At 44.6% G+C, this 23,633-nt stretch carries 25 protein-coding genes, 1 pseudogene and 1 other annotated feature; of the genes and pseudogenes, 19 read left to right on the plus strand and 7 right to left on the minus strand.

All coding sequences use genetic code 11. From position 1 onward, the window contains the following. The 7 genes and pseudogenes from ACI3E5_RS06230 to ACI3E5_RS06260 form a co-directional block, all read left to right on the plus strand. Positions 1–189 (plus strand): annotated as a pseudogene (locus ACI3E5_RS06230) (hypothetical protein); the annotation flags it as partial. A gap of 39 nt (positions 190–228) precedes the next feature. Further along, positions 229–468 (plus strand) — a binding site (T-box leader). Between the two features lie 91 nt (positions 469–559). Further along, a complete protein-coding gene (locus ACI3E5_RS06235; RefSeq protein ID WP_005225399.1) occupies positions 560–1,408 on the plus strand; it encodes an SAM hydrolase/SAM-dependent halogenase family protein in 849 nt (282 codons plus the stop codon). Next, positions 1,405–1,959, plus strand: coding sequence for an ECF-type riboflavin transporter substrate-binding protein (locus ACI3E5_RS06240; RefSeq protein ID WP_005225401.1), 555 nt, complete (start codon positions 1,405–1,407; stop codon positions 1,957–1,959). The genes ACI3E5_RS06235 and ACI3E5_RS06240 overlap by 4 nt, the downstream gene beginning before the upstream one ends. A 25-nt stretch (positions 1,960–1,984) precedes the next feature. Beyond that, positions 1,985–3,694, plus strand: a complete 1,710-nt coding sequence (locus ACI3E5_RS06245; RefSeq protein WP_010747702.1) for an ABC transporter ATP-binding protein — start codon at positions 1,985–1,987, stop codon at positions 3,692–3,694. Further along, positions 3,684–4,514 carry an energy-coupling factor transporter transmembrane component T family protein gene (locus tag ACI3E5_RS06250; protein ID WP_005225404.1) on the plus strand — a complete coding sequence of 277 codons (831 nt, stop codon included), beginning with the start codon at positions 3,684–3,686 and terminating at the stop codon, positions 4,512–4,514. The genes ACI3E5_RS06245 and ACI3E5_RS06250 overlap by 11 nt, the downstream gene beginning before the upstream one ends. 442 nt (positions 4,515–4,956) lie before the next feature. Next, positions 4,957–5,841 (plus strand): ABC transporter ATP-binding protein, encoded by an 885-nt coding sequence (locus tag ACI3E5_RS06255; RefSeq protein ID WP_081116807.1) that lies wholly within the window; start codon positions 4,957–4,959, stop codon positions 5,839–5,841. Next, entirely contained in the window at positions 5,838–6,653 is an 816-nt protein-coding gene (locus tag ACI3E5_RS06260; protein ID WP_428207817.1) for a DUF2705 family protein, read from the plus strand. Before ACI3E5_RS06255 ends, ACI3E5_RS06260 begins: the two co-directional genes overlap by 4 nt. A gap of 284 nt (positions 6,654–6,937) precedes the next feature. On the opposite strand, the gene ypfJ is transcribed toward ACI3E5_RS06260, so the two are convergent. Further along, positions 6,938–7,828 carry a KPN_02809 family neutral zinc metallopeptidase gene (gene ypfJ, locus ACI3E5_RS06265; RefSeq protein ID WP_010747705.1) on the minus strand — a complete coding sequence of 297 codons (891 nt, stop codon included), beginning with the start codon at positions 7,826–7,828 and terminating at the stop codon, positions 6,938–6,940. Between the two features lie 201 nt (positions 7,829–8,029). Between ypfJ and ACI3E5_RS06270 the strand changes: the two genes are divergently transcribed. From ACI3E5_RS06270 to ACI3E5_RS06290, 5 genes are read left to right on the plus strand one after another with little or no spacing between them, the layout of a single operon-like run. Then, entirely contained in the window at positions 8,030–9,670 is a 1,641-nt protein-coding gene (locus tag ACI3E5_RS06270; RefSeq protein WP_060791760.1) for a BglG family transcription antiterminator, read from the plus strand. Beyond that, positions 9,667–10,095 (plus strand): PTS sugar transporter subunit IIA, encoded by a 429-nt coding sequence (locus ACI3E5_RS06275; protein ID WP_010747707.1) that lies wholly within the window; start codon positions 9,667–9,669, stop codon positions 10,093–10,095. The genes ACI3E5_RS06270 and ACI3E5_RS06275 overlap by 4 nt, the downstream gene beginning before the upstream one ends. Before the next feature lie 12 nt (positions 10,096–10,107). Then, complete coding sequence (locus tag ACI3E5_RS06280) at positions 10,108–10,389, plus strand: PTS sugar transporter subunit IIB (RefSeq protein WP_005225413.1); 282 nt, start codon at positions 10,108–10,110, stop codon at positions 10,387–10,389. A 2-nt stretch (positions 10,390–10,391) separates the two neighbouring features. Beyond that, the gene (ulaA, locus tag ACI3E5_RS06285; RefSeq protein WP_060791761.1) at positions 10,392–11,642 is read left to right on the plus strand and encodes a PTS ascorbate transporter subunit IIC; all 1,251 of its coding nucleotides are present in this window, start codon (positions 10,392–10,394) and stop codon (positions 11,640–11,642) included. After that, positions 11,643–12,380, plus strand: a complete 738-nt coding sequence (locus ACI3E5_RS06290; protein ID WP_005225415.1) for an SIS domain-containing protein — start codon at positions 11,643–11,645, stop codon at positions 12,378–12,380. Between the two features lie 95 nt (positions 12,381–12,475). Here the strand turns inward: ACI3E5_RS06290 and ACI3E5_RS06295 are convergent, their stop codons facing one another. After that, positions 12,476–13,315, minus strand: coding sequence for an aldo/keto reductase (locus ACI3E5_RS06295; protein WP_005225416.1), 840 nt, complete (start codon positions 13,313–13,315; stop codon positions 12,476–12,478). A 135-nt stretch (positions 13,316–13,450) separates the two neighbouring features. Further along, a complete protein-coding gene (locus ACI3E5_RS06300) occupies positions 13,451–14,278 on the minus strand; it encodes a manganese catalase (RefSeq protein ID WP_010747709.1) in 828 nt (275 codons plus the stop codon). Between the two features lie 187 nt (positions 14,279–14,465). Here ACI3E5_RS06300 and ACI3E5_RS06305 point away from each other — a divergent pair, with 187 nt between their 5' ends. Continuing rightward, positions 14,466–15,407: a magnesium transporter CorA family protein gene (locus ACI3E5_RS06305; RefSeq protein WP_144770727.1), complete on the plus strand. Its 942-nt coding sequence runs from the start codon at positions 14,466–14,468 to the stop codon at positions 15,405–15,407. A gap of 72 nt (positions 15,408–15,479) precedes the next feature. On the opposite strand, the gene ACI3E5_RS06310 is transcribed toward ACI3E5_RS06305, so the two are convergent. The 3 genes from ACI3E5_RS06310 to ACI3E5_RS06320 form a co-directional block, all read right to left on the minus strand. Beyond that, positions 15,480–16,331 carry a carbohydrate ABC transporter permease gene (locus ACI3E5_RS06310; protein WP_010747711.1) on the minus strand — a complete coding sequence of 284 codons (852 nt, stop codon included), beginning with the start codon at positions 16,329–16,331 and terminating at the stop codon, positions 15,480–15,482. Further along, entirely contained in the window at positions 16,321–17,193 is an 873-nt protein-coding gene (locus tag ACI3E5_RS06315; RefSeq protein ID WP_010747712.1) for a carbohydrate ABC transporter permease, read from the minus strand. Before ACI3E5_RS06315 ends, ACI3E5_RS06310 begins: the two co-directional genes overlap by 11 nt. Positions 17,194–17,285: 92 nt before the next feature. Further along, positions 17,286–18,545: an ABC transporter substrate-binding protein gene (locus ACI3E5_RS06320; RefSeq protein WP_428207818.1), complete on the minus strand. Its 1,260-nt coding sequence runs from the start codon at positions 18,543–18,545 to the stop codon at positions 17,286–17,288. A gap of 405 nt (positions 18,546–18,950) precedes the next feature. Here ACI3E5_RS06320 and ACI3E5_RS06325 point away from each other — a divergent pair, with 405 nt between their 5' ends. From ACI3E5_RS06325 to ACI3E5_RS06335, 3 genes are all read left to right on the plus strand, one after another. Next, the gene (locus tag ACI3E5_RS06325; RefSeq protein ID WP_005225422.1) at positions 18,951–19,199 is read left to right on the plus strand and encodes a GlsB/YeaQ/YmgE family stress response membrane protein; all 249 of its coding nucleotides are present in this window, start codon (positions 18,951–18,953) and stop codon (positions 19,197–19,199) included. A gap of 184 nt (positions 19,200–19,383) precedes the next feature. After that, a complete protein-coding gene (locus ACI3E5_RS06330; protein WP_005225423.1) occupies positions 19,384–19,785 on the plus strand; it encodes an Ohr family peroxiredoxin in 402 nt (133 codons plus the stop codon). Positions 19,786–19,862: 77 nt separating this feature from the next. Then, positions 19,863–20,897 carry a YncE family protein gene (locus ACI3E5_RS06335; RefSeq protein WP_262119073.1) on the plus strand — a complete coding sequence of 345 codons (1,035 nt, stop codon included), beginning with the start codon at positions 19,863–19,865 and terminating at the stop codon, positions 20,895–20,897. Between the two features lie 60 nt (positions 20,898–20,957). On the opposite strand, the gene ACI3E5_RS06340 is transcribed toward ACI3E5_RS06335, so the two are convergent. After that, positions 20,958–21,302, minus strand: coding sequence for a peptidase (locus tag ACI3E5_RS06340; RefSeq protein ID WP_005234590.1), 345 nt, complete (start codon positions 21,300–21,302; stop codon positions 20,958–20,960). A gap of 292 nt (positions 21,303–21,594) precedes the next feature. On the opposite strand from ACI3E5_RS06340, the gene pepA reads away from it, so the two are divergent. The 3 genes from pepA to ACI3E5_RS06355 all read left to right on the plus strand — a co-directional run bounded on the left by pepA (position 21,595) and on the right by ACI3E5_RS06355 (position 23,599). Further along, on the plus strand, positions 21,595–22,671 hold the full coding sequence (gene pepA, locus ACI3E5_RS06345) for a glutamyl aminopeptidase (protein ID WP_005225427.1): 1,077 nt from the start codon (positions 21,595–21,597) through the stop codon (positions 22,669–22,671). A gap of 133 nt (positions 22,672–22,804) precedes the next feature. Then, positions 22,805–23,125: a thioredoxin family protein gene (locus tag ACI3E5_RS06350; protein WP_034857755.1), complete on the plus strand. Its 321-nt coding sequence runs from the start codon at positions 22,805–22,807 to the stop codon at positions 23,123–23,125. A gap of 12 nt (positions 23,126–23,137) precedes the next feature. Further along, entirely contained in the window at positions 23,138–23,599 is a 462-nt protein-coding gene (locus ACI3E5_RS06355; RefSeq protein WP_428207819.1) for a universal stress protein, read from the plus strand. Positions 23,600–23,633 lie beyond the last annotated feature (34 nt).

The following is a 23,633-nucleotide window of genomic DNA, read 5'->3' on the forward strand; positions in this document are numbered from 1 at the left end:
AGGCAAAAAGGAGCCCGCCAGCGGGGACTGGCGGGAAGGAGTAAAAATGAAAAAGTGTTAGGGTTGTTTGTTGGTATACAGGTATCATACCGAGAAAATATGAAGAATTTTCGAGTGAAATTTAGAAATTGCGTGAATCTTTTGACAAATTATGGCTTCTGTTTGAATTTTTTCTTAAAAGAGAATTGACAAAAGGCACAAGCTTTGATAATTTTAATGAAACAAAATGCAAACGCGATGAAAAAGAAAGTAGAATCACGGGCGTTGTCTAGCAGAGAGTTCCAGCAGGTGAGAAGGAACGACAACAAATGATTTGAAAATGACTTTGGAGCGGATTTTCTGACTAATTAGGAAAATACGGTTGCCCCGTTAACAAGCGACAGTCTCCGAGTGTTTTCGGGTACTGAATGAGGTGAGGCCTGTGAAGGTTTTACAGATTAAGGTGGTACCGCAGGTGATGCCCTTAGCTTTGGCTAAGGGCTTTTTTTGTGTCTGTAGGGTCAGCTGTTTCATGCGAAGGTTTTGTTGAAAAGGAGAAAGGTTGTTGGGAGGAGAGAAAATGCACAAATTAGTGGTTCAAACCGATTTTGGTTTGCAAGATGGAGCGGTCAATGCGATGTACGGGGTAGCCTATCAAGTGGCACCAGAGCTGGTCATTGCGGATTTGACTCATGAGATCGAGCCATACAACATTCATGACGCCAGCTATCGCCTGCTACAAAGCGTCACCTATTGGCCAGCAGGAACCGTCTTTGTTTCAGTGGTCGATCCTGGCGTAGGGTCTGATCGACGAAGTGTGGTTGCCAAGCTGGCGACCGGGCAGTTGGTTTTGACACCAGATAACGGCACCCTGACCTATTTAGCGACTTATATCGGAATCGCTGAACTTCGGGTGATCAATGAGGCAACTGAGCGCTTGGCAGGATCAGCCGAAAGCCATACGTTTCATGGTCGGGATGTTTATATGTATAATGCCGCTCGGCTCGCCAGCGGCGCCATCAGCTTTGAAGAGCTAGGAACACCTGAACCTAAAGAAGCGATCCAAGTTTTTGCCATTGAAAAGCCAAGCCAAACAGCTGAAACGATCACAGGGACGATCGATATTCTCGATATCCGCTTTGGTTCGTTGTGGACGAATATTCCCCACACGTTCTTTAAGCAATGGCAGGTCCAATACAATGAGTCGCTGCTCGTCAGTATCTACTACCAAGATACCCTGCGTTATCAAGAAGAAGTGCGTTTCGGACGCTCCTTTGCGCAAGTGGCAGAACAAGAACCCGTCTTATATGTCAATTCCTTGCTGAATATCGGTTTAGGGCTCAACTTGGCTTCATTTGCTGAAACCTATAAAATAGGGACTGGCACGAATTGGAAAATTACCCTTAAAAAAAGGAGAAATGAAAAATGAATCAATCAAAATTTACAGTAAAACACATTGTTGCAATCGGTATCGGTGCTGCGGTCTTTTTCGTCTTAAAACGTTTCGTCACGATTCCGACGGGTTTCCCAAATACAGATATCGCCACAGCCTATCCTTTCTTGGCGCTATTAGGCGTTGTCTACGGTCCGATCGTGGCTGGTTTAGCAGGTTTTATCGGTCATGCTCTAGGAGATTTAACGACTTATGGTCCATGGTGGTCTTGGATCGCCGCCTCTGGGATCTTAGGGGTGTTCTTTGGACTTTTGACTCGTTGGATTCCAATCCAGCAAGGAACCTTTGGCGCTAAAGAAATTCGGACCTTCTTGATCGGTGAAACGATCGCAAATTTGGTCGTCTGGGTGATCATTGCCCCGATCGGGGATATTTTGATCTATGGCGAACCAGCGAACAAAGTCTTTACGCAAGGAGTCATTGCGGGATTGACCAATGCAGTCGTAACTGGGATAATCGGAGTGATCCTGCTAAAAGCCTATGCCCAAACCAAAACCAAAAAAGGCAGCTTGAGTAAGGAATCCTAACCAAAGAAATGTGTGAAGGCTAAAAATGAAACAAAAAATCATTCAATTTACGAATTTTTCTTTCCAATATGATGCACAAGCGGAACCGACCTTGAAAAACATCGATCTAACGATCTATGAAGGAGAAAAAGTCCTGATCGTCGGTGCCAGCGGTTCTGGCAAAAGTACATTAGGAAAATGTTTGAACGGTTTGATCCCGCAAAACGACAAAGGCAGTAGTACTGGAGAATTGACAATCGGTACCAATGCCTTTGGGCAAGCTTCCATCTATGAGCTGTCTTTGACCGTCGGCACGGTGCTGCAAGACACCGATAGCCAATTTGTAGGCTTGACCGTAGCAGAAGATATCGTGTTTTCATTGGAAAACGATCAGCGCAGTCAAGCAGTGATGCAAGAGGCGCTGCGTTTTTGGGCAGAAAAGACTGACTTAATGGATCATTTGGCGAAAAAACCGCAGGAATTATCGGGTGGCCAAAAGCAACGTGTTTCAATGGCAGGTGTTTTGATCGATGAAACACCGATTCTACTGTTTGATGAGCCGCTAGCCAACTTGGATCCGCAAACAGGTGTGGAAGCCATCAAAATGATCGACCAGCTGTATCAAGAGAAGCGTTTTACCACCATCATCATTGAACATCGCTTAGAAGAAGTGTTAGCCGCAGCTGTCGATCGCATCATCGTGATGGAAGAAGGCCGCATCCTTGCCGACAGTACACCGAATGAACTATTAAAAACGGATATGCTGCAGCAAGTCGGCATTCGTGAACCGCTGTATTTAGCTGCTTTAAAAAAAGCGGGGGTTCCCGTGACCGACGCTGCTGATTTGGTCGCGGTAGAAGCATTTGCATCACCTGAGATTGCCGAAAAACTGACTCAGTTTCAAGAAAAATTTCCGAAACCGGCGCTTCCTAGCCATCAGCCGCCGTTGTTGGAAGCGAAGAATCTATCGTTTTCCTACCAAGTGGGCAAACCCATTTTGCAAGCACTGGATTTTACCATCCATCAAGGAGAAATGATTAGTTTGGTCGGGCATAATGGCGCAGGAAAATCGACCTTGTCCCATTTGATTACCGGCTTTTTAACTCCGACTTCTGGCAAGTTGCTTTGGCAAGGAACGAACATGGGCAATGATTCCATCAAAGAACGAGCGCAAAAAATCGGGTATGTGTTGCAAAACAGCAATCAAATGCTGTCAAAAAACTTCCTGTTTGACGAAGTTGCCTTAGGCTTGCGCAACCGAAACGTTCCAGAGGCTGAAATTACAGAAAAAGTTCATCAGACCTTGAAAATTTGTGGTCTTTATCCGTTTCGTTCATGGCCATTGTCGGCACTAAGTCATGGGCAAAAACGCCGAGCCGCCATTGCAGCGATCCTCGTCTTAGATCCTGAACTCATTTTATTGGATGAGCCGACAGCGGGACAAGACTATCGCCATTACACCGAAATGATGCAATTTTTACAGGAGTTGAACCAGCGGGGATTAACGATCGTTATGATCACCCACGATATGCATTTGATGTTGGAGTATACACAGCGGACGATCGTTTTGACAAAAGGAACGATTTTGCTGGACGCTCCGCCAGAAGTTGTCTTAGCAGACAAACAAGTGGTGAGTGCCGCAAACCTCAAAGAAACCAGCTTGTATACACTGGCGACCCTTAACCAGCTGACAGATCCCGCCGCTTTTACTGCCGCCTTCATTGCCAGCGAGAAGGAGGGACACGATGGAGAGTAATCTAATCGGCTATCTTGACCGCAAAACGTGGATTCACCAATTAAGCGGTGCTGCAAAACTGATTTGTTTTTTGCTGCTATCCGTCATCGGGATGATTTCTTATGATACGCGCTTTCTCATTGGACTGGCATTGTTTTCGGTCTTTCTATTTGCCAGTGCTGGAATTCGCTACCGAGATATCGCTTTTGTATTAAAATTTATCATCTTCTTTTCGCTTTTGAATTTGGTGGCGGTCTATCTTTTCGCACCAGAATACGGGGTGGAGATCTACGGTACGCGCCACGTGATTTTCGAAGGGATCGGTCGGTATACATTGACCCAAGAGCAAGTGTTTTATGAGTTGAATCTATTGATCAAATATTTTGTCACGATTCCGCCAGGATTGATTTTCCTGTTTACCACCAATCCTAGTGAGTTAGCGTCCAGCATCAACCGCATCGGGATTTCCTACAAGATCGCCTATGCAGTCGCACTGGCTTTGCGTTACATTCCCGATATTCAAGATGATTTTCGGACCATTGCCAAAGCGCAGCAAGCACGGGGCGTGGAGCTTTCTAAAAAAGCACCTTTGCGCAAGCGAGTGGCAGGCAATGTCGCGATCGCGATTCCTTTGATTTTTTCCAGCTTGGAACGGATCGACCATATTTCTGCTGCCATGGAGCTAAGAAGGTTTGGCAAACATAAGCAGCGTACCTGGCTGAAAGCTAAGCCGATCCAAGGCAAAGATCTTTTGGCGATTGCTGTCGTTTGCTTGATCGTGGCGCTCGGATTGTCCTTGATGGTACTTAATGGCGGACGTTTCTACAATCCGTTTCGTTAACAAATCACCCCATGAAAACTAAAAAAACGGACGCATTGTCAATAATGAAAGTGGGACGGATGATTCAGAATTGATTCATCCGTCCCAGAAATGATCGAGCCAAAAAACGCAGGATAGTCAGTCAATTGACTTTAGCGAGTGCTACATTTGCTAAAGTCAGTTGCTGCTAGGTCTGCGTTTTTTTGCCGCAAAAAAAAGGAGCCCGCCAGCGGGGACTGGCGGGATAGGAGTAAAAATGAAAAAGTGTTAGGGTTGTTTGTTGGTATGTATTTATAGTAACGGGAAAATGTGAAAAAAATAGGAAGAGAAAGCAATAGAAGTGTGTCAATCTGTTGATGATTTTCGTAAAACATTCCAGCGGAAGCCTTTTAGATCTTTGATTGACGGAAACGCCAAATAAGGCTACACTGATGGCATCAAAGCAGTACAAGGAGGGGACAGGATGGATGCCATTACGATCAACGGACTAAGCAAACAATACAACAAGAAGTACGCCATCGAGAACGTATCATTGCAAGTGGCAGAAGGAGAGATTTTTGGCTTTATTGGACCAAATGGTGCGGGAAAATCAACGACCATCAAAGTATTGTTGAATTTTATCAAACCAGATGCAGGACAGGCGGCGATTTTTGGACGAGATTGCCAACAAGCAGCCAAAGAGATCAAAACGTTTACTGGGTATGTTTCCAGTGATGTACGGTTTTATTCAAAAATGACGACAGCAGAACTACTGGCATTTACGGCGGATTTTCATCAAGTCAAGCAGCCAAAAAAAGAGATTCAGGAGTTGATGGAGCTTTTTCAAATTGATCCAAACAAATCGATCGCAGAACTTTCTTTAGGGAACAAGAAAAAAGTCGGGCTTGCGAGCGCCTTGATTGCACAACCGAGAATGTTGATTTTAGATGAGCCGACCAATGGCTTAGATCCCTTGATCCAAAAACGGCTGTTTGAAGAGCTCCTTAGAAGAAACAAACAGGGGATGACGATTTTTCTATCTAGCCATGATTTGCATGAAATTCAGACCTATGCCCATCGGACCGCCTTTATTCGTGAAGGACAGATCATCACCGTGAAAGAACTGAGTGAGGAAGAAAATTTCGGCAAAGTTGTAACGCTCACGAATGAGGGTAGCCTCTCATTAGCCGGCTTGGAAAACGTACAGGTTCTTGCTCAGGAATCACACAGCTTGCGTTTTTTCTATCAAGGGGACATGAATCAGCTGGCACATTTTTTAACCAATCCTGCCATTAAAGAGTTCACGATCGAACACCCAACCCTTGAACAGCAATTTATGCTCCTGTATGAAGGAGGTTCTCAAAAATGACTTTAATGAAAATCGATCTTAAAAATACCTTCAAAGGCTGGCTAGTCTGGGCGATCCTTTTTGCAGCAATCATTTTTGCATTTACGGCTATCTATCCTCAAATGATCACGCCAGAAATGAAAACGTCGTTAGACCAGATGTTGGGCTCTTTCAGCCCAGAATTACTAGGCATCTTTAACATCCAACTGACAGGACCCTCAAGCTTGGTTTCCCCGACAGGCTTTTTCGGGTACTACTTTCAATACTTATTTATCGCTGCGTGTATTTATGGGATGCTTTTAGGCTTGAACAGTCTGATCACTGAAGAATCAGAAGGAACGATCGAGTATTTATACGCTCAGCCTATTAGCCGCAGAGAAATCGTTGGGTGGAAGTTCCTCGCTCGATTGTTGTTGCTGACTGGCTTTTTGCTGATTGCTTATGGCAGTAGTCTGGCCTCATTTGCTTTGTTCAAACTACCTGAAGATGACCTGTCCGCTTTTATAGAAGAAATCAGCAAAATCTTCGTTGCCGAGTACGGTGTCTTAGTCTTTTTCCTCTGTCTAGGTTTCTTTTTATCCACGATCTTGCGTTCCAGCAAACAAACCGCCAGCGTCGGCTTAGGCTGCGTGTTCGGTCTGTATTTGCTCGACATCGTGGGGGAACTCTACGATAAATTGGAATGGCTGGCAGGACTTTCACCTGTGCGGATGGCATTACCCGTCCAACTCATGGATAACGGCGCGACATCAGTCCTTTGGGTACTGCTGATCGGTATCATCTGTTTCTTTGGCACCTTTTCCCGTTATGAGCGTAAAGACTTGCAGGTCTGAGTATATCAATCAAAAGACAAAAAAGAGCCTGTCAGCGGGGACTGACAGGCAAAGGAGTAAAAATGAAAAAGTGTTAGGGTTGTTTGTTGGTATGCTTATATAATAGTCTCGAAATGTGAAAAAAGTATGACGAAGCAGGCACGTTTTTGCGAAAAAATCATTGCGAAAGTTAAGAAAGCGTAAAGCGTCCCTTCACCAAAAGGCTTGAAGGGGCAACAAGAACCTAAAATCACTCCGAAGCAGCAGGCGGTTCATGCTGTTTCGGAGTGATTTTTTAATTGAAGCTACTTGCTCAAGTCAAGGCTATCGACATTAAAGGTGTCGCCATGTGCTAAGTCACCATAACGATAGCCACGGTTAAACCAGTCCACGCGTTGCTGCGATGTGCCGTGCGTAAAACTATCTGGAACAACATAGCCTTGGTATTCTTTTTGCAGCGTATCATCCCCGATGGCATTGGCAGCTGTGATTGCTTCTTGAATGTCGCCAGCTTCTAAGATCGGTTGTCCTTGATAGGTTTCGCCTTGCAAGTATTTCGCAAAAGTACCAGCTAAGTAGTCAGCTTGCAGTTCCAAACGAACGCTGTACTGATTGTATTCCTTTTCTGAAACTTGCTGGCGGATTTTGTCCAATTGTTGGGTGATCCCCAGCTCATTTTGCACATGATGACCGACTTCATGGGCGATGACATAGGCCATTGCGAAGTCGCCGCTTGCGCCATATTTATCGGAAAGCTCATTGGCAAAGCTAAGATCAAGGTACACATTCTCATCTGCTGGGCAATAAAACGGACCAACCTGTGACGTGGCATAGCCGCATGCCGACTGCACGCTTCCCGTAAATAATACGAGTGTCGGGTCTTGATAGGTTTCTTGCCGCTCTTGAAAAACGTCTTGCCAATAATCTTCTAAATAGCCGAATACGACTGCGGAAAACTCTTTTTCCTCCGTGTACTCACTGGTGCCCACATTTTCTGTCTGGTAATTGGCTGCTTGACCGCTGCCACCCAAGACATCCGGCAGCGAATTTAAATCACCACCGCTAAACAGGAAAAATAAAACAGCGATGATCACCGTACCGATCCCGCCACCAGCAGCCAGCATCCCGCCTGAGCCAGATGATCGCCCCGTTCGATCATCGACATTTCTGCTTTGTCTACCCCCACGCCATTTCATGTTATCTCCTCCTATATAAATCCTAGCTTAATTATAAGAGAAAGGCGGCAGATTGTGAAAAAAAGCGCCTTGAAATTGTTATAAAATGCCTGCAGGAGCATTGAAAATCAAAGTGTACACTCCTTTTAATCATTCTTTAATCTAACAATTAGCCTTCTAATTTGGTACAGTAGCAATAAAATAGAGGTAGAGGGTGAGCGTATGAAAATGAATTATTCGGGGACATCGGAACGAAGGATTTTGATTTTTAAACGGTTGATTGCTGGCGAGCACCTCAGCTATCAGCAGTTAGCAGAGGATTATTTCGTTTCCCGCAGCAGTATTGCAAAAGATATTTCTTATTTAAAAGAACTGTTTCAAAAAGAAAGCTTGCGCCTGAGATTTGATAATTCAGGTACATTTTTTGAAGGAAGTGAATCCCAGATCCATCGGGTGCTCAAACGCTTTTGCTTAATGATGCTGGATCAACCAGCGGCGTTTTCCTTGTTGGTGGAACCTGCGAAATACCAGGAAGTAAATCAGGCGTTTCGTCGAGCGTTAATGGAAAAACAAGTGGAAATGCCCGACAGCTACATCCAAAGTATCGTCCTTTCCATCGTGCTGCTGATCGAACGGGCGAGTCATGCGGAAAACTTAGTGATTGAAGAAAATCGCCAAGTGGGGAAACTGTTTTTGGAGTTCGACAAATATCCGTTAGTCTATGAGCTACTGAAAGAAATCGAAGAACAGCACATTTATCAATTTTCACCAAAAGAAGTGCAATATCTAACCTACCTGATTGTCGGTAGCGGCTTGAAATTTTTTATGAAAAGTGAAAAAGTTCCTTTCGTCTTTCGGGGAAAAGTGCGCAACTTGATTCAAAAAATCAGCGAAGGCTTAGGCACCGACTTGACCCAAGACAATCGATTGGAAGAAGATGTGACGATCCATCTGTATCAACTGCTGTTGCGGATCGAAGCGCAAACCACAGTCGTCAACCCTTTGTTAGAGGAAATCAAGCAAAACTATCCTGCCTTGTATGGCGTGGTCTGGTTCTCGCTCCATGATTTTTTGAAAGCGTATCAAGTGGGGATCTCTGATGATGAGATCGGATTTGTCACAATCCATTTTCAAGCAGCGATCGAGCGAATGCGCCGCATGAATAAAATCATTTTTGTCTGTCCCAATGGCGTCGGCACTAGCTCGTTTGTCTCTGCGAAAATTCGTCGCATTCTGCCAGAGATCGACAGTATCGAAACCGTTTCAGTTGAAAAATTAAAGCAGATGGACATCTCGGCGATCGATTTTATTATTTCAACCATCGATCTTGTCGGGATTCAAAAACCTGTGGTGCGGATCTCGCCTATGGTGACCAATCGCGACATGAAGCGGATCATGAATCACTACATCGATTTAGTCATCGATAATGAGGCGGTGGTCGATCAAAATGGTTTACTTCTTCAAGCCCAATCGATGATCCAGCCAACCGTCTTTTTCGAGCGATTTGCCAGCAAAACAGAAGCCATCAATTTTCTGATCGAACAAACCCCTTTTAGTGATGAAAAACGAAAAGCGCAGTTTCAGCAATCCGTCATTGAAAGAGAGCAGCTACAATCAACCTATTTAGATAATGGCTTTGCCATCCCTCATGGCAATCCAAATTATGTCGAAAAAACAGCCATCTCGATTTTGCTTTTGGATCAGCCAGTAGAATGGGGCAACCAAAAAGCCGACATCATTATTTTATTGATGATCCGAGAGGATGAGACGCAAAAGGTGGAACCAATGATGAAATTGATCATGCAAGGAATCGAAAACAAAGAATGGTTCCTATCAAAAATGTTGGAGGTTAAATCAGAATGAAAGTGAAGGATTCTTTGCCTGAAAAGCATATACAAACGGATGAGACAGTGACAGATTGGCGCTCAGCCGTAAAATTAGCCAGCCAGCCCTTGCTGGATGAAGCGCTGATTACGTCAGCTTACATCGAAGCGATGATTCAAAGTGTGGAAGAAAATGGTCCTTACATGGTGTTGGCGGATTACTTTGCGCTGATGCATGCCCGTCCTGGAGAAGGGGTTTTGGAACAAAGTATGAGCCTTTTAGTAACGAAACAGCCCATCGATCTTGAGGGCAAACCGGTGCGGATATTTCTTGTCTTAGCCGCCGCAGATAGTCAAAGCCATCTAGAAAGCTTGAAAGAGATCATGGCGATCTTTATGGATGAAGAAAAATACAACGTGATATTAAATGGCGATTGGGAACAAATTTGTCAATTATTCCAATAGGAGGAAAAGGATATGAAAATTTTAGCAGTATGTGGATTTGGTGTAGGAAGCTCAATGGTATTGAAGATGACGATCGACAAGGTAATCAAAGAGTTAGGGTTGACGGCAACTGCCGAGAATACTGATTTATCGACGGCAAAAGCGACACCAGCAGATGTTTATTTTACGAGTAATGAATTATTGAATGAGTTAAAAGCATCCGTGAAAGCACCCGTTTATCCAATCAAAAAGTATATGGATAAAGAAGAAGTCAAACAGCAAATGGAAAAATTTTTAGCTGAAAGAGAGGGATAATCATGAATTTTGTCACGGATTATATTTTAAAAAATCCGCCAGTCCTACTGGGGATCATTGCCATGATTGGGTTATTGGTACAAAGAAAACCTTTTGCAGAAGTCGTTAAAGGAACCTTAACAGCTTCCTTCGGGATGGTGGCATTGACGGCTGGGGTAAATATGTTGGTGGGAACGATCGCACCGATCAATGCAGCGGTTCAAACCCAATTAGGCGTTGCTGTGTCAGATGGGCTCTCTGACATCACCTTTACGGCAGAATACGGCGGAACAGTAGGTTTAGCGATGTTTTTCGGACTTGTCATTCATTTATTGATTGCTCGCTTTACACCTGTGAAGACGATTTTCCTCACCGGTCACATGTTGTGGTGGTTCCCGTTCGTCATCGTCGCTGGGGGCGTTGAAGGCGGACTTACCGGAATCCCATTGTTGATTTTAGGGGCGGTTCTATCTGCTTGTTACTGGTCCTTCATGCCATGGATCATGCGTAAATATGTGTGGGATGCCACAGGCGATGATTCATTCTTGATCGGTCATCCAACGGGGATCTTGTCATTGGTTTCAGGCTTTGTTGCAAAACGGGTCGGAAACAAAGAAAAATCGACGGAAGATTTGAAAGTGCCAGAAAATCTCTCGTTTTTCCGTGAAATATCGATTACTGGCGCGTTAGTGATGTTTTTGATGAATATCGTTATCGGTTTGATTGCGCCCGTATTAGTTCCTGAAGGGGGCAACTTGGTGATGTTTGCGGTTGATGCTGGCTTGAACTTCGGTGCAGGATTATTGATCATGTTGTATGGGGTACGTCTATTGATCAACCAAATCATTCCCGCCTTTCAAGGGATCGCAGAAAAAGTCGTTCCTGGAGCGAAACCAGCTTTTGATGTACCAATCTTGTTCAACTATCGTCCAAATGCTGTAATCATCGGCTTTATCGTGGCGATGATCACCTCAACGATTTTAGTGGTCATTGCCAATACGACCAACGTCTTTGGCATTTTGATCGTTCCTTTAGTTATCACCAGCTTCTTTGAATGTGGCGGTGCTGCGGTGATCGGCGAAGGGCAAGGGGGCTTGCGAGGTGCCATTATTGGTACGATCACAGCTTCTGTCGTTATGGTAGCACTCGTTGGGATCTCTGCAGCGATGTTCTCAACGACGATTCAAAACTGGATCTTGATTTTCGGTGGGAACGATTTATCTCTATGGGGCATCCTTGGTGAATTGATCGGCAAGCTGTTTGGAGGGTTTTAAATGTTTCAATACTTTGAAAAAGCAAAAGAACTATTGTCTATTGTAGAAGAAAAAGAAGCACCAGCGATTGAGCAAGCCATTGAATTACTGACGCAAGCCAACTTGACCAAAAAAGCCATCTACATTTTTGGCGCAAGTCACGCTGGGATCTTAGCCGAAGAGATGTATTATCGAGCAGGCGGCATGATGACCATCAACGCGATCTTTGGAAGAGAACTGATGCTTGATCGCAGCCCAATCACCTTCACTAGTAAAATGGAGCGCTTAGAAGGCTACGGTAGTGCCTTGGCGGCGACCCAACCCTTTACAGCAGGTGATGTGCTGATCTTGCATTCGGTGTCTGGGCGAAACCCAGTTATCATCGATATGGCGCTTCATGCCAAAGAAAAGGGGGTCAAGATCATCGCATTAACGAATCTTACCTATTCAAAAACAGTCACCAGCCGCCATACTTCAGGCTTGCGTTTGTTTGAAACGGCGGATATCGTCATCGACAATCATGGGGAGATTGGCGATGCAGCGTGTACGATTCCTGACGTCGAACAAAAAGTCGGCCCCACATCCACCGTAGTCGGCGCAACGATCTTAAATGCGATCATCGTTGAAGTTTGCCAAAAACTAAAAGAAGCCGGTGTCGACTATCCGCCGATTTTTTACTCAGCGAACCTAGACGGCGGGGATGAATTGAACCAGTCCCTGTTTGAAAAGTACCAAGAAGCGATCCATTATCAGCTGTAAGTAGGGAAGCAAATTCGTTTATTATTGATATTAAAACATCATCTGTTGCTCCGTCGATCAAGGAGTAGCAGATGATGTTTTTTAGGTATCATTGTTTATTCAAATTCTTCATACTCATTTGGGTCTTGACCATCGATGCGGCCGTCTGCTTTGTTTAACTGATTGATTTGATTGATTTCATCTTCAGTCAGTTCAAAGTCGAAGATTGCAAGATTTTCTCGTTGATGGGCGAGGTTTCTTGATTTTGGAAGGGGCAAAATGCCACGATCCACATGCCAGCGCAAGATGATTTGACCAGCTGATTTTTGGTATTTCTCAGCTAATTCAGTGATCAGTGGTTCTTTCAGGGCATCGCTGCCACGACCTAATGGGCTCCAAGCTTCCGTTACGATGCCGCGCTTTTTGTTTTCTGCGACCATCCGTTCTTGGACCCAGTAAGGATGGATCTCAATTTGATTTAATGCAGGAGTCACACCAGTTGCTTCAATGATGGCATCCAAATGTTCTGGTTCAAAATTGGAAACGCCGATGGAACGGATCAAGCCTAATTTTTGGGCGGTCACTAAGGCTTGCCAAGCTTCGACATATTTGCCGCGTTTTGGTAATGGCCAGTGGATCAAAAAGGCATCGAAGTAGTCGAGCCCCATGCGAGCAAGGGATTCTTGAATGCTGGTTAAGGCATCATCATAGCCATGGTATTTTCCTGGTAATTTTGAGGTGATATAAAATTCTGAACGTGGGATACCCGAGCGACGGATCGCTTTGCCGACAATGCCTTCATTGTCATAATTGGTTGAAGAATCGATCAAGCGATACCCGTCGGCGATCGCTGCTTGCAGCTGGCTCAATCCTTCGCCACCACGGATCTGATAGGTACCGATGCCCAATGCGGGGCGTAAATTGCCGTCGTTTAATGTCAGTAAAGGTGCTTTCATAAAATGATTCCTCCTTTTCTTTTCTACATTCTACTCTAACGCTTTTTTGACAGGAACGTAACCAACTTGCTCAAACAGACAAAGAAAAAAGAGCAACGGTTTCTGTTTCAGAAACAATTGCTCTTTTTGATCAAATTATTTTTCAGGCGGTGTGCCATACATTTTTGGTGTGACTTGATCGAGTTTTGGCGCTTTTCCTTCGACTTTTGGTTCGTCTAGCCATTGGTATTCGCCTTCACCATCAAGGGCTTTGCCTTTCGCCCAAGAGCCTTCTTTACTTTGGTCGCCTTCTGAGAAGTTATAGAAATCATAAGCGATATCTAAGCGTTCGTTTTTGCGGTCAAAGGTAGTCGGCACTAAAATTGAGCCTTCGTTTTCTTCCAATTCTTTCACGGCAGCTGCCCAGAGATTTTGGTGGTAGCTATCACGTGCTAATAAAACTGAAAGTAAGTCTTTGACCCCACGGTCATCGATCATTTCATAGATGCGTGCTACTTGCAGACGACCTTGTGATTCCGCATTTAAGTTGGCACGGAAATCAGCAAGTAAGTTGCCACTAGCAATGATATACGCACCTGACCATGGATTGCCGACGCTATCAGCAGGACGTGGTCCTAAGCCTGCAACGATGGAATGTTGCGGATTCATTCCAGAAATGATCGCACCGATCGTTGGGTCTTTTTTCATAGCCGCTTCTTGATCTTCCACAGGTGCACCTTCCAGTAGACGTGCAACCATCGTTGCTAACATTTCAACGTGTCCAAGCTCTTCAGTAGCGATATCCATTAACATGTCTTTGTATTTTTCTTCCCCACGGCAGCTCCATCCTTGGAATAAGTATTGCATGGCAACACTCATCTCTCCATATTGTCCACCGATTAATTCTTGAAGGTATTTCGCAACTAACGGATTTGGTTTTTCTGGCTTAGCTTCAAACTGCAATTCTTTCTGATGACGAAACATACGATTCCTCCTAAAAATTTTTTATTGGGCCCATAAAAAGTTTCTCATGAATCGAAACGTTCGTCTAACAAAATGCACTTTCTCCCGAATGAAAAAAGCATCGAAAAGAAAAGCCATTTATTTTGACAAAAAGCCGTAAGCGTTAGATAGTTAAATTAAGAGAGAATTAGAAAAGGAGCGAGTCACCATGTTTCAGTATTACAAAATGGAAGACCGAAAAATAAGGAAATCTTCGGAGGAGGATTACAATTGGCTAGTGGTTTCTGGCACAGATCCAGAGGAACAACGACACTTGTTAGATAAGTATCAACTGCCCGAAGATATTTTTATGGGAGCGAACGATCCAGAAGAAGTGTCACGGTTGGAATACCTCCGTAATACCAAGTTTCATCATCCGATTCTTTATACCTTGATCGATTTATCGGAAGCGACTGAGGATCGGATCGAAGACCGACTTGAGCCTGTGACTTTTATCTACACCAAGGATCTGTTGATCACCTACGTATCTGAACAATCCAATCTGATCAAACGATTGATCGAAAAGCATGAGCAAGATATCCAGCGGTATGAAGATATTGTTGCTTACGCCACGTTGATGATCTACACCCATTACATCAAAGGTTTGCAGGAGATGAAGAAGCAAATCGATGATTTGGATCAAGCAGCCCGTAAAACGACGGAAAACAAGGAATTGTTCAATTTAGCCGATACCGAACGAGATATGGTCTATCTTGATCACACCTTGCGGGACCAAAACCATACTGTCGATCGATTGATGGATCGCAAAGAATTTTTGGATCGTTTGGATAATGAAGCACTCGTTTATGACATCAAGCTGCGGCAGAAATTTGCCATGAAAATGGTCACTATCTATCGCGACTTGCTAGAAACCATCGGTGGCTTGTTCTCCGATATGATGGACAACAATCTAAACCATTTGATGAAATACTTAGACTCTGCGGCATTAGTGGTGGCAGTGCCGTCCTTGATCGCGGGGCTATGGGGGATCAACACCGGGGGACTCCCAGGAAAAGACAATGCGATCGGTACGATCGTCGTCTTTGGCTTGGCTATTTTAGTCGGCATTTTAACCGCCGTCTACTTGTCACGAAAAGACTTTTCAAAATAAAAAGCGCCGCTGCTCTGTGGCACCGTTCATCCATAAAAGGAGAAAGGTGCGACGAAGCAGTCGGCACTTTTTTTATTTTAGTCCACTGTCTAAATTGCTGTCGAGAATCCAGCGCTGAAAGGCGAGGAAGACCAGCAGCAAAGGCAAAATGGAAATTACCGAGGCAGCGATCAAAATCGTCCAATTGATATTTTCCGCGCCCACCAAGCTGCGGATCGCCACTTGCAAGGTGTATTTTTTCGGATCATTCAAGACGATCAAGGGCCAGATATAATCATTCCACCGCCACTGGAAGGAAAAGATCCCCAGTGTCATAATGATTGGTCGGGCAATCGGCAGCATGATTTTCAAAAAGATCATCCCATCCGAAGCACCATCGATGCGGGCTGATTCAATCAGATCGTCAGGAACGGAGACGAAAAAGGTCCGAAACATAAAGATACCTGTTGCTGTATTGATGGAAGGGATGATGATCCCCAGCAAGTTATCATATAATCCTAGTGAACGAATGACAGAAAACGTTGGGTTCATGATAACTTCTGTCGGCAGCATGGTGGTGGCGATGATACAGATGAAGAAAAAACGCAGCCATTTCGCATCGTATTTTGCAAAGGCATAGCCACAGGCGGCGCTGACTAGGATCGTCAATAAAGTGGTGACCACCGCTGAAATCAACGTATTATTGAAGTAACGAAAGAAATCCAATGTTGTCCAAGCATCAATAAAGTTTTGAATGGTTGGATTTTCAGGAATGATTTTCAAGGGATAAGCAAATAGTTCGGTCCCTGGTTTAAAGGCACTCAATAAGAACCAAAGCAGTGGAAAAAGGTACAGCAGGGAAGTGATGATCAGTGCCAACGTTAAAAAAAACATCGCTGACTTTCTTGTGACAGGTCGTTTGGTTTTGATGGTCTTAGATGTCATTCTTGCCGCCTCCAATCTTCATTTGTGCTAAGCCTAACAGTAAAAGAATCACAAAAAGTACCATGGAGGCAGCACTGGCATAGCCGACCCGCATTTTGTCAAACCCAGTCGTATAGATATATTGCACGATCAACATGTTGTCGGTTCCTGGACCACCATTGGTCAGCGATTGCACGAGGGCGAACTCTTTCATAGCGCCGATCGAAGCCAATAAGATGACCATAAAGGAAGTCGGCCGCAGCATAGGCAAGGTGATGTAGCGTAATTTATGCCCAAAGCTGGCGCCGTCGATCTCGGCAGCTTCATACAATGAGCGAGGGATATTTTTCAAAGCTGCAGTAAATTGCAGCATGTTAAAGGCAGTCCCGCCCCAGATGGCAGCCAAAATAATGACAGAAAAGGCAGCATTCGAGTCGGTAAACCACGGGACAGTTTGTTGTCCTGCTTGCTCTAGAATAAAGTTGATAAAGCCAAAGTTTTCACCAAACAGCCATTTCCAGATAACCCCAGCGATGATCCCAGAGATGGTCCATGGTAAGAAAAAAATGATCTTTGCGAAAAATTTGCCTTTCGCCAGCTGACTGTTCAACATCAAAGCGACGGCGAGAGAAACGACATAGATACTTGGGACCAGAATGATCACATAACGAAATGTACGAAATAGTGCTTTATAAAAGCTGGCGTCTTGAAACAATTCTTGATAATTCGCCAAGCCGATAAAATTGGCTGTCGCAAAGCCTTTATAGTCGGTTAACGAGTAATAAAGTCCTAAGAGTGCTGGAATCAAAAAGAAGATAATGAACAAAATGATGCTTGCACCAGTGAATAGCAACGGCCATTTGTTTTTTTGTAAAGTACTCACAGAAAATTCCTCCTCCGACGATCGTATCAGCAACAAAGAACCCGCAGTCTGCAAAAAGCCAGACTATGGGTTCTTTGTGGTTGAACGTCTGTTTATTTCTTCAAAAACCCATCATTGTAATCCTTGATCGTCTTGTCGATTGCCTCATCTAATGTGATTTCATCATTTAATACTTGCACGATGGCATCACGGTAAGCCGCTGTCAATCCAGTGTAGCCTTTCATACTCATCGTCACTTGATCGGTAGTTTGCTTGCTGCTGATTGGTTGAGCAGCGGCTGCGATCTCTTGGTTGTAGATTTCATAAGCATCCTGGCCTTGTTCATAGTCGACCGTCAAATCTTCCACCGCAGGTAAGTAACCAGCATAGGTACAAAGCTGTTTGTAATTTTCTTCTTCGTACAACCATTTGATGAATTTTTCGCCTTCTTCACTGTTTTTACTATTGTTGAAGCCAGTGATGAAGTTGCCGCCCATATTGACCGCGCGGGTCTCTTCATAAGGAGAATAGGTGGATTGCCAGTTAAAGTTGCTGATGTTGGTAGAAAAATCAACGATCTGCCAGCTGCCAGAAAAGTAAGCTGGAACACGGCCGCTCTTGAACATAGCAGAAGCATCTTCTCCAGAGGTCCAAACCGATTTTGGCATCACTTCGTCATTGTTCAAATCAACAAATTTTTGCAAAGCCGCTTTCGTAGCATCATCGGTCGTGTAAGAATCACCGCTGTCATCTAAAAAGAAATCTTGTCCCCCGTATTGATAGGTGAAAGCCCGTAAACGGTGATCCGACGCGTCCATGACCATGCCGTATTTGGCATCGGTTTTTTCAACGACTTCATTGATCGCGGTTAAAAATTCATCCCAAGTCCAAATGTCCTCTTCCGAAGTGGGGTAGGTCACACCAGCTTCGTCAAACAAATCCGTATTGATAAACAACCCAGTGGCAGTGACATCAGAAGGGAGTGCTTTGACGACATCTGCTTCATCTTTGATCGTCATCGATTCCAATGTTTTTGCCTCACTGGCGATGTCCGATAGATCCATCAGATAGTCATTCCAGTCAGGTTGAACGGTTGAAACCCGCACGACCTCTGGCGCATCATCCGCTTGAACAGCTTTGGTGATTTTTGTCAGCAAGTCTGCATAAGGCACGTCGGTGACTTCGACAGTCACACCAGTTTCTTCCTTGTATTTTTCCGCCATTTTCGAATAAGCGCCGCCTTCACTGGTATCTCCAGAAACGAACATACGAATCTGCTTGCTGTCGCTGGCACTGTCACCACTGCCGCAGCCAGCGACCCCTAACATCACTGCCGCCAAAGGCAAAATTGAATACCCTATTTTTTTGTTCATTTTGTTCCTCTCCTTTATTGAATGATTTTGTTCAAAAAAACGTTTCCAATCGAAAACGATTGAAACGTCCCCCAATGAAAAATAGCTGATGTACTGAAAAGATAGCAGTCCTAGGACTGATCGAGGAGTGAAAAGTGCCAATTATCTGACAAAATAAGAGTGGTTCTCCCTCAGTTTAGCGGATAAGATGCAAAATACAAAATAAAACGATTTCAAAAAATGCACCAATACTAAAAAAAACGAATTAAAGCTCTTACAACGATAATTAAGAAGTGCTGATAAACGTTAATATAACAAGGTTTGAAAATTATTTTTGCAAATTGAGTGCAAATCTTTTGTCTAAAACGGGGATTAAGCGTAACATAATATGTGTAATAACTACTTAAAAGAAAGAAGGAGAAAAATATGCATTGGTTATGGGTATTAATCGTAGGAGCTATTATCGGTTTGATCGCCGGAGCTATCACAAATAAAGGTGGATCAATGGGTTGGATCGCCAACATCGTTGCAGGTTTAGTAGGTTCAGCTATTGGACAAGCGATCTTAGGTTCTTGGGGTCCATCACTTGCTGGAATGGCAATCGTCCCATCAATTATTGGTGCGGTTATTGTAGTTGCTGTTGTTTCATTCTTCTTAGGACGTTCAAACGGCTAGTCCATTCAGCAATTGTTTTCATTCATTTATTTCGGGTAGGAACTACCTTGAATAGACAGGCAAATCCAGAGTTTCTGGGTTTGCCTTTTTTGTTTTTTAAAAGGATGCATAAGCAATCCTTTTGTCAGATTAGAAAATTGTCGTTACACTTGAAGTAGGTCAAAAAAAGAAAGGAAGAGGTTCAATGAAAAAGCAATATGAAACAGCGATGATCAATCGAGGCGGACGTGTCGGAGAGGTCGAAGCACCAAACGGTAGTTTTCACCTGAAAATCGACAAGCCAGGTCTTCATAGTGAAGGGACCAATCCAGAGCAATTATTTGCCGCTGGCTATGCTTCATGCTTCAACGGTGCCGTACAGCATATGCTGAAAGAGCATAACATCGAATCCGAATCCGAAGTTAAAGCAAGAGTGTCTTTGTATCAGCATGAGGACGGTAGTTACCAAATCGGCGTGATTTTAGAGGTATCGTTACCAGGCGTTGAAAAAGCCGAGGCAGAGAAAATTGCAGAAGAAGCCCACGATTTTTGTCCGTATTCTCGGGCCACTCGCGGCAACATTGATGTTGAAGTTCAAGTAGTCTAAGCAGTATTACGAATAGACAAACAATAAGCGGTTGGTAAATCAACCGACAAGAGGGAATTCATCAAGGAGGCCAATCAATGAGACAAACAGAGAGCTTGCTGCTTTTGGGCGTGTTTGCGGTTGGCCTTTTTGTGGTGTACTGGCTGAAAAAGCAACGACATACACGCCACAACCAAGCACTGGCAGCCCAGCTGAAGCGTTATCCCAGCGTGCGGCAAGCGTGGCTGGCAGCCGGGGCAAAAAGGGAAGCAGTCCTTTTTGTTCCTGGTTTAAAAGAAGCCACTGCCGCAGTGGCAACGAAGGCAACGGCGAAAGCAGAAACGAGGCTGCACAAGCATGCAGATCAATGTCAGGCAATGACCCCACAAGGGTTGGCCGTTTCAGAGGACTATTTGTTCATCTCAGCGTATTGTTCGCAGCAGGAACATCACTCACAGCTTTATATAATAGAAAGAACGAGCGGGCGGCATCTGAAAACGGTGGTTCTGCCAAAACGCCCCCATGTCGGTGGGCTAGTCTTTGATCGAGCAACGCAAATGCTGTGGCTAACCATTACAGGGAAAGGAATGGGGCGCGTGGCGTGTGTTTCTCTACAAGCACTGCTGGAAGATGATTCCTTGGCAACCAATCAGCCTATCGCTTATCAGCAAGTCATCGAATTGGCAGGCATCACTCACAGCTCCTATTTGGCAGCCGATAGCGGTGAACTTGTCTCAGGGACCTTTGCCTTGAAACAAGGAGGCGTGGTGGCGAATTATCCGCTGCCTGTTCTTTCAGACAGCGGTCGCAAAACGCCTCCTCGCATCAAGCCGCGTAAGAGAAGGGTCACCACCACGAAAGTCCAAAGTATCGCCTTTACCACTGAATACATGTTGCTGGCACGTTCCTTTGGACCAGGGTCGGCGGAGCTATGGGTCTTTTCAAAGGATGCAACGGTGCTGACCCGCAAACATGCGTTGCGGCGCATCAAGTTTCCCCATTACCTTGAACAGATCGTGGTACAAAAAGGACAGCTGTACTGCTTGTTTGAAAGTGGGGCATGGGCGTATCGGCAAAAAGGCGGCAGCATCGATGAAGTCGTGGTATTGGATCTTGCGACCTTGCTCCAGTAAAAGCGCTGCTTAAAAAGAAAAAAGACCAGCCTCTTAAGAAGCTGGTCGTAAGTGCAGTGATTATTCCACGATTGCTCGTTGGATATCTAAGACGGTACCTGTATGAGCATCTGCCAAAAATTCATAGGTGACAAGCTGCCCGTCTTCGGTGCGGGTGATGCCGCCAGTATAACCTTGGGAAGTGATCGCAAATTTGCGCAAAGGTTGTTTTTCGAAATTGATCCAAGAACCTTCGATCGGTCCTTCTTTGATAAATGCTGCTTTTATATTGTCTAAGACATCATCGGCATTCATGGCTTGCCTTTTCTTCAACCAGATCGTTGAAAAAATCCCTCCTGCAAAGCCAAGACCTAAACCGATGGTCAGTCCATTTTTAAAATAATGCAATGGATGCTCATTCTCCATCTAATGTCCCTCCTAAAGTAAGTTTTCCCGAATGTTTTGATCTCGGTGAAAGCACAGGTTCTCTTAACAATAGTTTACCATAGTTTAGAAATATTCTATAAGAAAAATAACCAACAATAGAAATTTGCGCTATAATAAAGAATATCAGTAGGAATAAGGAGGAAGAGAGCACATCCGTTGTTTCACCCAAAAATTGCTGGAAAACACAGCAACAGCAAGCGTTGCTTTTTCAAAAAAAGCAGCTTTGTTTCTTTAGGGCAGCAAACAACCGATACGTGTTTCTCGAATGATCATGGAAGAAAAAACATTTCAACGCATCAAAGAACTAACGGAGTTACAAGGAACCAGCGGGTTTGAACACGACGTGCGGGCGTATATGCGTGAAGCGATGACCCCCTTGGTGGACGAGATCCAACAAGACGGCTTAGGCGGCATCTTCGGTTTGCGTCACCACCAAGAAGCAGATGCACCACGAGTGATGGTAGCTGCTCACATGGATGAAGTTGGTTTCTTATTGACGACGATCACCGATCGCGGCTTATTCAAAGTCACTCCTTTAGGCGGATGGAACCCTTATGTGGTTTCTGCTCAACGCTTTACATTGAAAACAGCGAAAGGCGATTATCCATGTGTTTCTTCTTCAGTACCGCCACATTTGTTGCGAGGAAGCAGCGGTCAAAAAAATGTCGAAGTCACAGATATTTTGTTTGATGCTGGGTTTGAATCAAAAGAAGAAGCAGAAAGCTTTGGTGTACGTCCTGGCGATACGATCGTCCCACAAGTGGAAACCATCAAAACAGCCAATGGGAAAAACATCATCTCGAAAGCTTGGGATAACCGTTACGGCTGTGCAGTCGTATTAGAAGCACTTGAAGCCTTGAAAGAGGAAACGTTAGGCCATACGCTGATTGCTGGTGCCAATGTTCAAGAAGAAGTCGGCTTACGAGGTTCTCGTCCGTCTGTGACGAAATTCAAACCCGACTTGTTCTTTGCGGTCGATTGCTCGCCAGCAGATGACACAGTCACCAAAAATGGTACCTTTGGTCATCTAGGGGCAGGGACTTTGATGCGAATCTATGATCCAGGCATGATCATGTTGCCACGGATGAAAGAATTCTTGTTGGATACAGCAGAAAGCAACAACATTCCGTACCAATACTTTGTTTCAAAAGGCGGTACCGATGCTGGTGCGGCACACATGGCAAATGAAGGGATCCCAAGTTCAGTCATCGGTGTTCCTGGACGTTACATCCATACTCACCAAACATTATTCAGTATCGCTGATTATGAAGCGGCACGGGAAATGGTGATTCAAGTCTTGAAAGGTTTGGATCGTTCCACTGTTGATACGATCTTGGCAGGACAATAAGCGAGAATGAACGAAAGCAAAGAGACAGCCATCTGTTGTCTCTTTTTTTCTGCAGGGCTTTGCAAGATCAGCATGTCAGTTGGTAGTCCCTGAAAGAAAGGTGTATACTGAAAGAAAAGAAAGTGGTGAGTATTTGATTATTCCAAAAGATTTAGCAGAGTTAGCAACATATGTGGAGAAAGGCAAAAATGTCTTCTTTTTCACCGCCGATTGGTGTGGCGATTGCCGATACATCAAACCGCAATTGCCTGAGATCGAAGCGGACTTTCCAGAGCTTCAATTTATCGAAGTCGACCGTGATGAATACATGGATGTAGCGGTTGAATGGAACATTTTTGGGATTCCTAGCCTCGTCGTTATCGAAGACGGCAAGGAGCTGGGACGGTTAGTCAACAAGGATCGCAAAACCAAAGAAGAGATCGAAGCCTTTTTAACCAGCGTACAATCAGCATAGGAGGGGAAAAAGATGGAAGCACAAAGATATCAAAACATTTTAGTAGGGATCGACGGTTCAGATCAAGCGATGTCTGCCTTCAAAAAAGCAGTGGAAGTCGCTCGTCGAAATCAAGGGAAGGTCTATGCCGCAACGATCATCGATCAGCAAGTGCCGACCATGATGGGCTATGCACCTTTGGATAGTTCCATCTTGGAACAAGAAAAAGACACGGCGAAAAATCTGATCGACGACTGCAAAGCTTATGCAAAATCAGTAGATTTTGATCTAGTAGAAGGCATCGTCGCTTACGGCTCCATCAAAGACGCTCTTGCCACTCAATTACCAGACCAATACGACATCGATTTGATCATGGTGGGGCAAACTGGGCTGAATGCCGTGGAACGCTTCATGATGGGGAGTGTCGCCAGCTTCGTTATCCGTGAAGCCCGGTGCGACGTGCTGATCGTATCACCTGAAGAAACCAAAGCGTAAGGTCATTTTTGAAAAAATAAGCTTGTCGTTGCCG

Origin of the sequence: Candidatus Enterococcus avicola (assembly GCF_047470845.1) — a bacterium.
Taxonomy (GTDB): Bacteria; Bacillota; Bacilli; order Lactobacillales; family Enterococcaceae; genus Enterococcus_D; species Enterococcus_D casseliflavus.